We start from the raw sequence: 13,321 nt of genomic DNA, 5'->3' as shown, positions 1-13,321 counted from the left end.
CGGCCCTATATTGGTGCGCTAGGGCCTTCGGTGTGGGTTTTCTTAAGCAGTTGTCGATGTTCCAGCCAGCGCTCCAGGCCGTACACCATTAACGCCACTAACAACGCCAGCACCACGCCGATCAGGCTGTTGAATAAACGCACCTGCGGCAGTTGCCAGTCGTGCGCCAGGCTTTCTGCCAGCAGCACAAAGCACACGCTGGTTTGCAGTACAAACAGCCCGTAATGGTTGGCTTGCAACGCGCGACTGAGAGCAATTAGCGGCAGCAGGGTAGCCACCATCAATGCCGGATCTTGCAGGCTATGGCCGAGCAGTATCAGCAGTGCCGCCGCACCCAGGCTGGCCAGAATGGATTGCACGGCGCGCACCAGGCTGCCCTGGAAGCTCAGCTGCAAGGTGCTCACCACCGTGAGCGTCAGCCAGTAGCCACGGTGCAGGTGTGCCAGGTTGACGATCAGCCCGGACAGCGCGAATGCCAGGGTGCAGCCCAGCGCATGCAGCCGCCACTTCTGTTTCGGCAGGCGTTTGGCGTGACGTTTGAGCACTTTGAAAATGCTGATAAAGCGCGGCATGTAAGGCCACATGCGCAAGCCATGCATGCCGCGCAGGCCGAAGGCCAGGAGCATCACCCAGAGGCCGCCGAGGATAAACAGCATGGCGATGGCGTAGGGGTTATTCAGCGTACCGAGGCCCTGTTGACCTTGCCCCAGGCACAAGCAGATGGCCAGGCCGATGCCCAGCTTGCCGGCTTCACTGCCAAAGCGTTGCAGCCAGGCCAGGAGAAAACCGAACAACGCGAAGATCAGAAAGCTGGTGTGAGGATGATCGGCCGACCAAAAGCCCAAGCCGGCACTGGCCGCACCCAGGCCGCAGAGCATCAGCATGCGCAGCATCCCGAGGCGATGCAGAGGGTTGGCCTGGGCGGCCTGAAACGCGCCTACCGAGGCCCAGAGAAACCCCGGGTGCGCGCTGAACAGCCCGAGCAGCAACGGCAGCGCGCAGCCAAAGCCCGCCACTATCGCCGGGCCCCAGGCCGGCGGACCGGCATGCCAGCTGAAGGTTTGTCGCAATAGGCTATTCATGGCTTATACCGGACTGGAGCGGCCCGTCATCTCGCGGGCCATTTCTGTAGCGTAGCTGTCAGTCATGCCCGCAATAAAGTCGATCATGCGCAGGAATGATTTGTACAACGGCCAGTGCGGGTCAGGTGCGTTATTGCCCAGTAGGTCGAGAATGCGGCGGTTCTTGAACGACGGCGTGCGTCCACCATGCTGTTCAAGGGCCGCGCCACAGAAGGCGTTCAAGAGGATTTCCAGGGTGGTGTAAGCGCCGATTTCGTGCAGGGTCTTGCGCTTGTCCTGAAAGATTTTTTGCCGGGCCATGTCTTTGGCGCTTTGCACGCAACGTTTTGCGGTGCCGTGCATGTGTTCCACCAAATCGCCTTGCAGCGTGCCAGCAAGCAGCGCGTCTTGCTGCTCGACAAAGGCTTCGGCGGCGGCGTTGGTCAGGTGCTCAATGGCTTTACCGCGCAAAATCGCCAGCTTGCGCCGCTTGGAGTCATCGGGGCCGAGCTGACGGTAGGTTTCCGGCAGGTCATCGCCCACCAGATCGAGCAGTAGCGCTTCAACTTCGTGGTACTCAAGCAACTCCATTTCCAGGCCGTCTTCCAGATCGATCAGGCCATAGCAGATGTCGTCCGCCGCCTCCATCAGGTACACCAGCGGATGACGTGCCCAGCGTTGTTCGTCCAATTGCGGCAGGCCTAGCTTGCCGGCTATTTGCTCCAGCAGTGGCAGCTCGCTCTGGTAGCAGCCGAACTTGTGCTTTTTGTAGCCCAGTGCTTCGGCGTGGCGTGCAGTCCAGGGGTATTTCAGGTAAGTGCCCAGCGTTGCGTAGGTCAGCCGGGTACCACCGTCGAACTGGTGGTATTCCAGTTGGGTGAGTACGCGGAAACCCTGAGCGTTGCCCTCGAAGCTGAGAAAATCGCCGCGTTGGCTGGCCGTCATATCGTCCAGCCAGCCGCGCCCGGCGGCCTGCTGGAACCAGTGGCGAATGGCGTCCTCGCCGGAGTGACCGAAAGGCGGGTTGCCGATGTCGTGGGCCAGGCAGGCGGACTGCACAACCATGCCCAAGTCACTCGGCTCACACCAACCGGGCAATGCATCGCGGATCATTTCGCCGACGCGCATACCCAGTGAACGGCCGACGCAGCTGACCTCCAGTGAATGGGTCAGGCGGGTGTGGATGTGGTCATTACTGGAGACCGGGTGCACCTGAGTCTTGCGGCCCAGGCGACGGAAAGCGCCGGAAAAGATGATGCGGTCATGGTCTTTATGGAAGGGCGTGCGGCCCAATTCATCGGCGCTGTGCGTGGGTTTGCCGAGTCGTTCGCGGTTGAGCAGGGTTTGCCAATCCAAAGCTAATCCTCACCATGACATCACTGAATAAGGGGCTAGCTTCGGTGTTCGTGCGGTCGGCTGCAAGCCTTGTGCGAGTCGCCTGTATGCGGCAATAACGGGTTGGCGCGCCCGCTCATGCGCTGGCGAGGGCAGTGGGTGCCGGTCGGGTTATGAATGTCGTGATGTTTATTTATAAATAAATAATAAAAACAGTGGTTTGCAGTTGTTAAATCCGCTTGTCAGGGGTTTTGACTGTTATTTGACATTCGCGGGGCTCGGTACTTTAGTTACTTAAGTGAGTGCTTGAAAAGATGGGCTCAGTGCGTGGGGGAGCGCTCTGGGTTCGGTGTAAGCGTTACTGCTAGGGAGAATATTATGTCTACTGACTCGCTGAGATGCCGAGCATCTCTGTTGTTTCCTGTACTCAGTGCTTTGCTGCAATCGCATGGCCCCCCTCCTGCTGGCTGAGACCAGCGCCCGGCACTCTCGCTTGGGAATCCGGCCTAACACGCTGGCTGTAATCGATAACCGGTGGTTGGCTTACAACGGGTTGTGAAGCTTGCCCCCGAGCGTTCGCTATTGATGTTTTGCTTCAGCATACGGCGCACGTCTTTCGCCCTGTCATTTGGCAGATATGGAGATCCTGAGTGGGTGGAGAGCCGGTAGCCGGGGAGGTGGATGTTTATGAAATCTTCACTCTTGGCAACACCCACAGAACAGCCGGGTGAGTCAGTCACGGCCCCATTGGTTAGCGATGCAGTAGAGCAGCCGTCGCGGCGTAACTTTCTCAAGGGCAGCGCCGCCGTGATGGCTGCGCCGCTACTGTTGCGCTCGGGAGAAAGTGTGGCAGCGGTTGCTGCCAGCCCGCCAACAGTGCCGTGGCAGGAGTTTCTTCCGGATGTCATCGGTGTGCTGGGCGCTGAAACCTTAGACCCACCGCCCACCGAAACCGCGAATGTGGCCGGCGGTGAAGCAGGGCGTCCAGCGCATCAACGCTGGAGCGAGTTTGCCGCGAGGGCGGAGCCCTATGAATTGCACGCCGCGCAACGGGATAACTGGGTGTTCAGCCCCTCGTATCCGGCACAAAGCGTGTGGACCTATCAGGCTAAAGATCCGGACTTGAGCATCCTAAGTCCGGTGGTATTTGCCCATTACGGGCACCCGGTTCTTTGCCGAATCTACAACGATTTACCGGCCAACCATGTCGGCTTTGGCACCCCGGAAATTTCCACTCACTTGCATAACCTGCACATTGGTTCGGAGAGCGATGGCTTTCCCGGCGACTATTACAGCGCCACCAAGGCCGGACCAACCCTGACCTCGCCTGGTGGCTTTAAGGATCACCTCTACTCAAATATCTATGCCGGTTACGACGAGATGCAGAACGGTATTGGCGACTACCGCGAAGCTCTAGGCACGCTGTTCTACCACGACCACACCACCGACTTCACTGCACCGAATATTGTCCGTGGGTTGGTGGGGTTCTACTGCCTGTTTGATGCGCTGGATTCGGGTAATGAACGTGATCCCACCCCTGGAGCGCTGCGCTTACCTAGCCATCCGTACGATTACCCGCTGGGCTTTGCCGACCGCCGCTTTGATGCCGACGGCATGCTCTATTACGACCAGGTCAATCCAGATGGTGTGCTCGGTGACAAGGTGCTCGTCAACGGCAAGATTGAACCGGTGTTGCGTGTGGCGCGGCGCAAGTATCGTTTGCGCCTGCTTAATGAGGGACCGAGTCGTTTCTACCAGTTTTACCTGGTGCGGCCGAATAATGTAATTCAGCCATTCACCTACATTGCCAATGACGGCAATCTGCTGGAAAGACCGCTGCTCAATCAAACCTTTGTGCGCTTAGGCGTGGCTGAGCGTGGCGACATTGTGGTGGATTTTTCCCGCTACCCCTTGGGTACCGAGCTATACGTGGTTAACCGCCTGACCCATGTTGCCGATGACACTCGGCGGCCTGATCGGGTGGTGGCACCGGGCGTACGCGTGCTGAAGATAGTGGTCGATCGCGAGCCACCCGAACAGGACCTTAGCCAGGTGCCAAGCTTTCTGCGCCCACTGCGGCCGTTACCGACTACCGCGCAATTGGCGGCGCTGCCGGTAAGGCGCTTTGTGTTTGAGCGCAGGCAAAACATGTGGGCGATTAATGGTCAGTTCGTCAACGTCAACCTACCGCGCGCGCAAATCCCCCTAGGCAGCATGGAAATCTGGGAGTTGTCGAGTATCGATAATGGTTGGGATCACCCGATTCATATTCACCTCGAGGAAGGGCGGATTTTAAGCAAGACCACTGATGGTCGAAACGTGGTGATCCCCGCGCATGAACGCGGACGCAAGGATGTGTATGTGGTTAACGGCCGCACCACCATTCGCGTATTGCTGCGTTTTCGCGATTACAAAGGCAAGTACGTCATGCATTGCCACAACCTCATCCATGAGGACCACGCGATGATGCTGCGCTGGGACATTGTCTGATGGCTGCTGGGCAGGTTGGTGAAAAGATTCAGGAGGATGTTTGATGAATACGCGAAGAAAGTTGCTGGCAGGTATGGGCTTGGGTGTGGCTGCGCTGGGCGCTGCTGCATGGCAGCGCGGCAGTGGGCCGCCGCCGGCAGTCGTGCGGGGCTCGGCAGGTACGCAGAACTTCCCCAATGTAACCCTGTACACCCACGAGGGGCAGGCGGTGAAGTTCTATGACGACCTGATCCGCGGCAAGGTGGTGACCTTCAACATGATGTACGCCCAGTGTGAGCGCAGTTGCCCGGTGAGTACGGCTAATTTGCGTCTGGTGCAAAAAATGCTCGGTGAGCGGGTAGGGCGTGATGTGTTTATGTACTCGATTTCGCTGCAGCCGGAGATGGACACCCCGGAGCGCTTACGCGAGTACGTTGCGCGTCATCATATCGAGCCGGGTTGGCTATTTTTGACGGGTGCTCGCGCGGATATCGACCTGGTGCGCTACCGGCTGGGGTTCTACGATCCCGACCCGTTGGTGGACTTCAACGACGCTAACCACACCGGCATGCTGCGCGTGGGCAATGATGCGCTGGACCGCTGGACGATGGCCCCGACCTTGACTGAGCCTGAGCAGATACTGGGCACCATCAACCATGTGGACATGGCTATGGCGCACACGGCATACCTTGGGCCTTTAGTGGTTTAGGCCGTTGTGGCATCGCGGTTATTTGTTAGGCGTGAGGGCCTAGGTCGCCTTAATTGCCGTTGTTAGCGTGGTCGAATGCGCTCAATGCGCAGTGCGCCGTCGCGTTGAATTCGACCACGTACTTGAACGTAGTCACCCGGCTGCGGACCGTCGTCTATACGTGTGGTAGGGGTTACCTGCAGCGGCAGGCCATCCAAGGTCCAGTTCGGCCCGAGTGTGCCATGCAGGCGCACTTTGCTGCCGACGGGCAATTCGGCGGGAATGCCCTTAGCGTCTCTGGCGCCTTGTTGAACCCAGGTCACGATCAAGGCAATTTCTTCGTCATCAAGGAACGGTGGGCCGTCATAGGGCATGCGCGGCCGCGCTTGGCCACGAATTCGCCGTACCAGTTCGCTGGCATCTGTTGCGCCAGGAACCACGCGGGCGCGGTCAGCCGTGTTGATAACCTCGGCGTAAGACGTCAGCACGTAACCTTCAGGGGCCGGGCCGAGCAGCCCAGACGGTGAATGGCACTTAGCGCAACGCAAGATAAAGATGGCTTCAACATGGCTGTAGTTGACTGGCTCACCGGCTCCAGGGCGCTGCGCTAGGGCGGCTGGCAGGTTTGCTGGGCTCGGCTGCAGGCCGTCGTTTATCCAGCGCTCGAATAGGCTGATTTGTGTGTCACTGAGAAACGGTGGGCCGGTCATGGGCATGCGTGGCAGGCGGCTGCCTGTTAGTCGCTTGAGCAGTTCACTGCCTGTTGCGTCGCCTTTTTTCACGATAGGGCCATTACGGCTGCCCCTCAGCAGGTGTTCCAGGCTGTCCAGGGCTAAGTCCAGTGGCGGTTGTGCGCCGGCATGACAGAGCACGCAGCGGCTTTGCAAAATCGGCGCAATATCCTGATAAGTCACAGGCGTTTGCCCAAGACTCTGATTGATCGCCAGCAACATCAGCCAACACAGCGAGCAACGTAGCAACAGCGCAGTGGGCATTTGGCCTGCCTCCCATTTGGGCTTCAGCCTGTTAAGCCTAGTTGCTGCGGCAGAGCCAGTGAGCCCGCTATCGGCTCAAATACATGGCGCGGTTTCAGCGTTAAAAACCCGCAGCATCAATATCAATCAGCAGCAGCCGCTTGCCGTTGTCGATAAATTGCCCGGCGGTCAGGCAGTACTGGTTGGTGGTGGCATCGCGGTAGGTGCTGGAGAGAATTAGCCGGCGCTCATCCCAGCCTTCGGCCAGCAGCTGATAGAAATACGGTCGCCATGACCAGTTATGGCCGACATAGCGCGCGTCGCTGCGCCAGTGCGGTGCGTGCCACTCTAGGTTGGCCGTAAGCTGGGTGCCGTGGCGATCGCATTGGAAGATGCGCAGCAGCCAAGGGGAGGCATGCGGTTGCGGCAACTGATCAGGTGATGAACCGCCTTCGATCCAGCGTTTGAAACTGTCCATCAGCTCGCCGAGTTGCTGGCGCAGGCTCATCAGGCGCGCACGCTCGGCGAGTTTTTGCTGCACATAATGGTCGCGCAAGTGAGCAAAGCGTTTGACGAAGGCATTGCTGCTGAAAAAAGCCTCTTCGGGTTTGGCAAACAGATAACCCTGCACATAGCGCGCGCCGCACTCCAGGGCGAAGTCCAGCTCGGCTTCGGTTTCCACGCCTTCGGCAATGATCCAGCAACCAGTTTTTTCCGCCATCTGCGCCAGTGCTTTAACCACTTCGCTGCTCGGCCCGCCACGGGCAGCCTGTTGGAACAGGCGCATGTCTAACTTGAGAATATCGGGTTGCAAGGCCAGCACGCGGTCGAGCTGCGAGTAGCCGGCGCCGAAGTCGTCAATGGCGATCCGTGCACCGGCTTGTCGGTAGCGCTCGACCACGCCTGGTAGGCGTGCGCTGGCACCACCTAACTCAGTAATCTCGAAGACGATGCGCGCGGGGTCGATACCGCTGCGCTCCAGTTGTTTCAGGCTGGGCAAGGCTTGTTCGGGGCGCAGCCGGCTGATCCAGCGTGGCGAAATATTCAGGCTGAGGAACCAGTCCTGCGGGGCTTCGTGGAAGCGTGTGAGCGCTTGTTGGCGCACCTCGCGGTCGAGGCGGCGCAGAGCGGCAGGCGGGGTTTTCGGGTCGCTAAACAAGGGGCCAGCGGAGTGCAGTTGGCCATCGTCAGTGCGCAGGCGCGCCAAGGCTTCGACGCCGGCGATCCGGCCGGTGGCGGTATCGATAAAAGGTTGGAAAACAGCAAGCGGTTGACCGTTGAACACTGCGCAGTTCCTTAGCCAGGCAAGACGCCCTTGTGGGCGTTATAACCGGGTGACTAAGCAAGATTGTGGCCAGATTAATCCTCTGTGCAGCTATCTTTAGTCGCGTTCGCCGTCTTGTCAGCGTGGCGTGGTGGGTTACGCCTGAGCAGCGGGAAGGCAATCAGGGCGATGCGCAGCCAGCGTCGCCAATGGCCTCGGCGAATCCCTACGGTGGCCATCAGCAGCGCACTGCCTGCGACCCAAAAAGGTGCATTGCTGTTGCCCAACTCTTCGCGCCAGTGCTTGCGTAAATACTGTGCTTGGCGCAGCGGCTGGAGCATGACCAGGCTTTCGTGGCGCAGTTCCTGTCGATGCATTTCCAGGCGCATGCGCAGCAGGGTTTTACGCAGTTCACGGCGTGAGGCCTTGGCGGGTGGCTCGGGCATATTCATGGCAGCAGTTGCTCCCGGTCGCGGGCCAGCTCTTCAAGGCTGGCGCTGAAGGGCGCAGGCGCATTGCGGACTCGCTGCAGCAGTGTGATCAACGCGCTCAGTAGCCCTAGCGCATAGAACGCACACAGGCCACTGATAACCAGTAGGCGATGAGTCTCCCAAAAGGCGATCAACAGCGCGGCAGACAGGCCAATTAGCAGCAGTAGGCCAAAGAGCAGGCTCAGGCAGGTTAGCACCAGCAGGTTCAACGTATGGTTTTGCTGCTCTTTGAACTCTTCCGCAAACAACGCGATGTGGCCCTGCAATAACCCCAGCAAGGCACGGCCGAATCGCTGTGGCGAAGTGCCGCGACTTGTCGGGGTAGGCGGTGTTGCATCCATTGAGATTCTCTTTAGCGGCGGGAGATCAGCATACCCAGTAATAAGCCGATAGCGGCTGCAACGCCGAGGGTTTGCCAAGGGTGAGTTTGCACATAGCCCTCAGTGGCATCAAGGGCCGCTTTGCCGCGTGCATGCAGCGCGTCTTCGGCGTTGTGCAGGGTGCCGCGCGCGCGACCTAGGCTACTACGGATTTGCTCGCGCAGTTCCTCGGCCTGCTCGCCTGCGAGGCTGGCGGAGTGTTGCAACAGGCTTTCGGTGTCGCGTACCAGTGCCTGGAATTCTTCGAGTAACTGATCCTGGCTGGACGCTGTGGGGGGCTTACGGGCCATAAATGTCTCTCCTTTTGACGAACAGTGTAGGGGTTCGAGTACTGAGCGTAGCAGGGGTTCCTTTTTTCTTCGGTGAGGACGTCGGAATGCGCTAATGGCTGGTACAGCGTTTGCATTGCGCTGGTGCGTACTCTTGCGAGAGCGCCCTTTTATAGGGCTGCAGGGGGATTGGCTAGGACGCCGTGGTGCATCTATAACTGACTAATAACTATGGAATAAGTGCTTAGAAGTCGAGTTGGTGAAGCACCCGCTTGGTGCTGTACCAACCCGGCGTCGACAAAGTGGAAGGAGGCAAATGCTGCTATCTGGTGCGCATTTGTCGGCTGATGATCCGCTTTGGTGCTTTTCCCACGACGGAGTTTTCTTTGCAGATGGAAAACATCAACAGTGCTGTAGAAACCCTGATTCACGGCTCCAATACCTTATTTATCCTGCTCGGTGCTGTGATGGTGCTGGCCATGCACGCCGGTTTTGCCTTTCTTGAGGTGGGTACAGTCAGGCAGAAAAATCAGGTCAACGCCTTGTCGAAGATTATTTCTGACTTTGCCGTGTCGGCCCTGGCCTATTTCTTCGTTGGTTATTGGATCGCCTACGGCGTGACCTTCCTTGAGCCGGCCAGTGTGCTGACTGAAGGTAACGGCTATGCGTTGGTGAAGTTCTTCTTTCTACTGACCTTTGCTGCGGCCATCCCGGCGATTATTTCTGGTGGCATTGCTGAGCGTGCCAAGTTCGGCCCACAGCTGTGTGCCACGGTGTTGATCGTGGCGTTTATCTACCCTTTTTTCGAGGGCATGATCTGGAACGGTAACTATGGTGTGCAGGCCTGGCTGGAGGCGCGGTTTGGCGCCGCGTTCCATGACTTTGCCGGCTCGGTGGTGGTACACGCGATGGGTGGGTGGCTGGCCTTCGGCGCGGTAATTTTGCTGGGGCGGCGTAATGGCCGTTATCGCGAGGGGCGTCTGGTGGCTTTTGCGCCGTCGAATATTCCCTTTCTTGCGCTGGGTTCGTGGATTCTGATCATCGGCTGGTTTGGCTTTAACGTGATGAGCGCACAGACCCTGGGTAGCGTCAGCGGTCTGGTGGCGGTCAATACGTTGATGGCGATGGTTGGTGGCACCGTGGCGGCGTTGTTGGTCGGCCGTAATGACCCAGGCTTCCTGCACAACGGCCCATTGGCCGGACTGGTGGCGGTGTGTGCCGGCTCAGATTTGATGCACCCGGTAGGCGCCTTGATTACCGGGGCGATTGCCGGTGCGTTGTTCGTCTGGGCGTTTACCGCGACCCAGGTGAAATGGAAGATCGACGATGTGCTAGGCGTTTGGCCGCTGCATGGTCTGTGCGGTGTGTGGGGCGGTATTGCCTGTGGCATCTTCGGCCAGCAGGCGCTGGGTGGTTTGGGCGGCGTTAGCATGGCCAGCCAGTTTGTCGGCACCGCGCTGGGTGTGGTGGTGGCCTTGATCGGTGGCGTGCTGGTGTACGGCGTGCTGAAAGCCACTGTAGGCATTCGCCTGAGCCAGGAGCAGGAGTACTACGGCGCCGACCTCTCAGTGCATAAGATAGGCTCGACCAGCCAGGACTAATGGCTAAGTCTTCATGCAAAAAGGCCCGGGCAAATACCCGGGCCTTTTTGTTACAACTGCAGAAGAGATGCTTAGAACAGGGGCAGGGTGTAGCTGACGATCAGACGATTCTCGTCATAGGAATTGCCAAAGTTGGCGCGGGTTGTGGCGTTGCGCCATTTCACGCCTAGGTTTTTAAGTGGGCCTTCTTGAAACACGTAAGCAATGTCGGTGTCGCGTTCCCACTCCTTGCCTTCGGAGGCGGCTGCGCCACGGTCGATATTGTCACCGGACAGATAGCGGGTCATGAAGGTCAAACCAGGGATGCCGACTGAGGCGAAATTGAAGTCGTAGCGTGCTTGCCAGGACTGTTCATCCTTGTTGGCAAAGTCACCGATTTGCACATAGTTGACTAGGAACGGATCGGTAGCACCTATATAGGCATAGCCAGTGTCACCGCTCATTTTCTGGTAGCCGATGCCGAAGGAGTGGCCGCTCAACGCATAGGTAAACATGGCACCGAAGGCTTTGTTGTCGACGTTGCTATCGCCGTCATCAGTGGAGCGGGCGAAGCGAAGATCGGTCTTAAAAGTCTGATTACCGGCCATCGGCAGGACATGCACCAGATTGACGATGTGTTGTTTGTAGAGTCCATCCAATGCGCCGTAGTTGTAACCGGTGGTTAGTTGGTCGTTCCACTTGTAGCTCAGTCCGGCGAAATTGAATTCGTCACTGTCACCATTGGCAAGGGCGAAGCCGCGCGTGCCGGGCGTTGCGGTACCGCCATTCAGCACCATGGTCTGGTTATTCGAAGAGTCGCGGTTATTGACCCGGTTGAGCTGACCAGCGTCGAACGTAAGGCCGCCAATTTCTTGGGAATTCAGCCATCCGCCCTGGAAACTCTGTGGAAGCAGGCGCGAGTCGTTGGCCGAAATAGACGGTAGCTTCGGCATTAGGGTGCCGATCTTAAGCGTGCTCTTGGAAATTCGAGCTTTTACGGTAGCGCCAAGCTCGCTGTAATCGTCTGCAGCCTTGCCGCTGTCGCCCACGGGCAAAAGGCCGGTGCCTGCACGGTCCGGGCTGGAATCCAGCTTCAGACCCAAGGTCCCGATGGCATCCACGCCGAAGCCGACAGTGCCTTCGGTATAGCCAGATTCAAATCGCAGAAGAAAACCCTGAGCCCACTCTTCGGCCTTGCTCTTGCTAGCGCCATCCTGGCGGAAGTCGCGGTTCATATAAAAATTGCGCGCTTCAATGCTCGCTTTGCTGTCCTTAATAAATTCTGCCTGAGCCAGCGATGGCAGGGTGAGGCAGGAGCCCAGTGCGGCGAGTGCCACAGCGCGGGCGAGGGGGGTTGTAGTCATTATTATTAGCTCCTCGTGTATGCGGGTCGGCGTGTGCCCGATCTATTCCAGCGAGGCGCAATAAAACATGGACGTCTGTCCTTGGCCTTTAGACTTTGGTCGGTTGTGCACCATTGAATAGGGCTGAGGAGTGGTGTGCGGTCGCTGCAGGCGCTCTAGCGCGAGCATGGCGCCGTTGATCGGATAGCCCGGCGTCAGGTTAAAGTTTCATCGTGTTTGGCCGTCAACCTGTCAATACACCGCCCAGGTACTTTGCCATGAACCCTCTGGCCGCAAACTTATCCTCTGCCTCGCGCCCATCTTTCTCCACTGCACAGTCAGGTGCGCGTAATGCTGCTGACGCGCAGGCAACGCTGGCCAATCGTCTGGCCGAACGCCTTGGCCTTGAGCCTGGTGCTCTGGCCGGCAAGGCCAATGACTACAGCCCGGACAAAGTCGCCGGGCGCATTCTTGGGTTTATCGAGCAGCGCCTGCAAAGCGAGCAAGCGGCAGGCGCCGACACCGGCAAACTGCAAAAGCTCCTCGACCAAGCCCGCGAGGGTATTGAGAAAGGCTTTGGCGAAGCGCGCAAGATTCTCGACGGCATGGGCGTGCTGCAAGGCAAGGTGGCGAGCGATATTGACGACACTTACCAAAAGATTCAGGACGGCTTCAGTGACCTGAGCAAGCGTTTCAGCCCCGATGCCGCATTAGCTGAGGGCTCAAGCAGCATTGCGGCCTATAGCGAGCGCTTTGCCGCCCAGGCAGAAACGTTCGAGATGTCGGTGACCACCCGTGATGGCGATCGCCTGCGTATATCCATCGCTCAAGCATCGGCTAACTGGTCGCAAAGTGGCGTTGTCGCCAGCAGCAATGGCAATGGCAGCTCTGTGGTCGCCAGCAGCCAATCGGGCAGCCTGCAGATGGGTGGCTGGCAGGTCAGTGTTGAAGGCGAGCTGGATGATCAGGAGCGTGCCGCACTGGAAAAACTCTTCGGCCAAGTGCAGGAGCTGTCCAACAAGTTCTATTCCGGTGATCTGAGCGGTGCTTTCGATCGCGCCATGGCGCTGGAGATGGACGGTGAGCAGTTGGCGTCGATGTCTCTGCGTCTGACGCAAACCACTGTGCGCCAAGCGACTGATGCCTACAGCGCCGTGGCGCAAGACGCAGGGCAGGCCGCCAGCGCGGTGAATAATTCGCTAATCGACTACGCCCAGGGCCTGCTCGAAGCATTGCGCAACGTCAATCAGGTGGTTGAAGCGGGCACCGGTAAGAGCAGCCTGCTGGATCTGCTCAAAGGCGGTTTCTCGCTGGACGAGCGTTTTGACAGCGGTCGGCTGGACAAGGCCGCGCAGCTCAATAGCCGCTTGCTCGATGGTTTGCAAAACCTAGGTAACCTGGGCCTGGACAGCGCCAAGGGCACCGACGCCTGAGTGATGGGCAGTGCTAAACTGCACGTCCAGTCGT

Annotated in this window: 12 protein-coding genes; 4 read left to right on the top strand and 8 right to left on the bottom strand. The window is 58.6% G+C overall.

Going from position 1 to position 13,321, the window contains the following annotated elements; genetic code table 11:
• Nucleotides 1-5 precede the first annotated feature (5 nt).
• Entirely contained in the window at nucleotides 6-1,082 is a 1,077-nt protein-coding gene (locus tag N1078_RS13340; protein ID WP_274088657.1) for an FUSC family protein, read from the bottom strand.
• A 3-nt stretch (nucleotides 1,083-1,085) separates the two neighbouring features.
• Nucleotides 1,086-2,417 (bottom strand): deoxyguanosinetriphosphate triphosphohydrolase, encoded by a 1,332-nt coding sequence (locus N1078_RS13335; RefSeq protein WP_274088656.1) that lies wholly within the window; start codon nucleotides 2,415-2,417, stop codon nucleotides 1,086-1,088.
• Nucleotides 2,418-3,083: 666 nt separating this feature from the next.
• On the opposite strand from N1078_RS13335, the gene N1078_RS13330 reads away from it, so the two are divergent.
• Nucleotides 3,084-4,886 (top strand): multicopper oxidase domain-containing protein, encoded by a 1,803-nt coding sequence (locus N1078_RS13330; protein WP_443218114.1) that lies wholly within the window; start codon nucleotides 3,084-3,086, stop codon nucleotides 4,884-4,886.
• Nucleotides 4,887-4,929: 43 nt separating this feature from the next.
• Nucleotides 4,930-5,574 carry an SCO family protein gene (locus N1078_RS13325; RefSeq protein WP_274088655.1) on the top strand — a complete coding sequence of 215 codons (645 nt, stop codon included), beginning with the start codon at nucleotides 4,930-4,932 and terminating at the stop codon, nucleotides 5,572-5,574.
• A gap of 62 nt (nucleotides 5,575-5,636) precedes the next feature.
• Here the strand turns inward: N1078_RS13325 and N1078_RS13320 are convergent, their stop codons facing one another.
• The 5 genes from N1078_RS13320 to N1078_RS13300 form a co-directional block, all read right to left on the bottom strand.
• Nucleotides 5,637-6,548, bottom strand: coding sequence for a c-type cytochrome domain-containing protein (locus N1078_RS13320; RefSeq protein WP_274088654.1), 912 nt, complete (start codon nucleotides 6,546-6,548; stop codon nucleotides 5,637-5,639).
• A gap of 100 nt (nucleotides 6,549-6,648) precedes the next feature.
• Nucleotides 6,649-7,812, bottom strand: a complete 1,164-nt coding sequence (locus N1078_RS13315) for an EAL domain-containing protein (protein ID WP_274088653.1) — start codon at nucleotides 7,810-7,812, stop codon at nucleotides 6,649-6,651.
• 74 nt (nucleotides 7,813-7,886) lie between these two features.
• Complete coding sequence (locus N1078_RS13310) at nucleotides 7,887-8,243, bottom strand: hypothetical protein (protein ID WP_274088652.1); 357 nt, start codon at nucleotides 8,241-8,243, stop codon at nucleotides 7,887-7,889.
• Nucleotides 8,240-8,623: a phage holin family protein gene (locus N1078_RS13305; RefSeq protein ID WP_274088651.1), complete on the bottom strand. Its 384-nt coding sequence runs from the start codon at nucleotides 8,621-8,623 to the stop codon at nucleotides 8,240-8,242. The genes N1078_RS13310 and N1078_RS13305 overlap by 4 nt, the downstream gene beginning before the upstream one ends.
• Nucleotides 8,624-8,634: 11 nt before the next feature.
• On the bottom strand, nucleotides 8,635-8,952 hold the full coding sequence (locus N1078_RS13300) for a DUF883 family protein (protein ID WP_274088650.1): 318 nt from the start codon (nucleotides 8,950-8,952) through the stop codon (nucleotides 8,635-8,637).
• A gap of 371 nt (nucleotides 8,953-9,323) precedes the next feature.
• On the opposite strand from N1078_RS13300, the gene N1078_RS13295 reads away from it, so the two are divergent.
• On the top strand, nucleotides 9,324-10,532 hold the full coding sequence (locus N1078_RS13295) for an ammonium transporter (protein WP_274088669.1): 1,209 nt from the start codon (nucleotides 9,324-9,326) through the stop codon (nucleotides 10,530-10,532).
• A 71-nt stretch (nucleotides 10,533-10,603) separates the two neighbouring features.
• On the opposite strand, the gene N1078_RS13290 is transcribed toward N1078_RS13295, so the two are convergent.
• Nucleotides 10,604-11,875: an OprD family porin gene (locus N1078_RS13290; RefSeq protein WP_274088649.1), complete on the bottom strand. Its 1,272-nt coding sequence runs from the start codon at nucleotides 11,873-11,875 to the stop codon at nucleotides 10,604-10,606.
• A 257-nt stretch (nucleotides 11,876-12,132) separates the two neighbouring features.
• Between N1078_RS13290 and N1078_RS13285 the strand changes: the two genes are divergently transcribed.
• Nucleotides 12,133-13,287, top strand: coding sequence for a DUF5610 domain-containing protein (locus tag N1078_RS13285; protein WP_274088648.1), 1,155 nt, complete (start codon nucleotides 12,133-12,135; stop codon nucleotides 13,285-13,287).
• Nucleotides 13,288-13,321 lie beyond the last annotated feature (34 nt).

It is taken from the genome of Pseudomonas sp. MIL19 (genome assembly GCF_028680365.1).
Lineage (GTDB): Bacteria > Pseudomonadota > Gammaproteobacteria > Pseudomonadales > Pseudomonadaceae > Aquipseudomonas > Aquipseudomonas spirodelae.
This window is presented reverse-complemented; position numbering and strand designations above follow the sequence as displayed.

Coding starts and splice junctions, on each gene's coding strand:
- N1078_RS13325 (WP_274088655.1), top strand. CDS start 4,930: ATGAATACGCGAAGAAAGTTGCTGGCAGGTATGGGCTTGGGTGTGGCT.
- N1078_RS13285 (WP_274088648.1), top strand. CDS start 12,133: ATGAACCCTCTGGCCGCAAACTTATCCTCTGCCTCGCGCCCATCTTTC.
- N1078_RS13300 (WP_274088650.1), bottom strand. CDS start 8,952: ATGGCCCGTAAGCCCCCCACAGCGTCCAGCCAGGATCAGTTACTCGAA.
- N1078_RS13305 (WP_274088651.1), bottom strand. CDS start 8,623: ATGGATGCAACACCGCCTACCCCGACAAGTCGCGGCACTTCGCCACAG.
- N1078_RS13320 (WP_274088654.1), bottom strand. CDS start 6,548: ATGCCCACTGCGCTGTTGCTACGTTGCTCGCTGTGTTGGCTGATGTTG.
- N1078_RS13290 (WP_274088649.1), bottom strand. CDS start 11,875: ATGACTACAACCCCCCTCGCCCGCGCTGTGGCACTCGCCGCACTGGGC.
- N1078_RS13295 (WP_274088669.1), top strand. CDS start 9,324: ATGGAAAACATCAACAGTGCTGTAGAAACCCTGATTCACGGCTCCAAT.
- N1078_RS13340 (WP_274088657.1), bottom strand. CDS start 1,082: ATGAATAGCCTATTGCGACAAACCTTCAGCTGGCATGCCGGTCCGCCG.
- N1078_RS13310 (WP_274088652.1), bottom strand. CDS start 8,243: ATGAATATGCCCGAGCCACCCGCCAAGGCCTCACGCCGTGAACTGCGT.
- N1078_RS13330 (WP_443218114.1), top strand. CDS start 3,084: ATGAAATCTTCACTCTTGGCAACACCCACAGAACAGCCGGGTGAGTCA.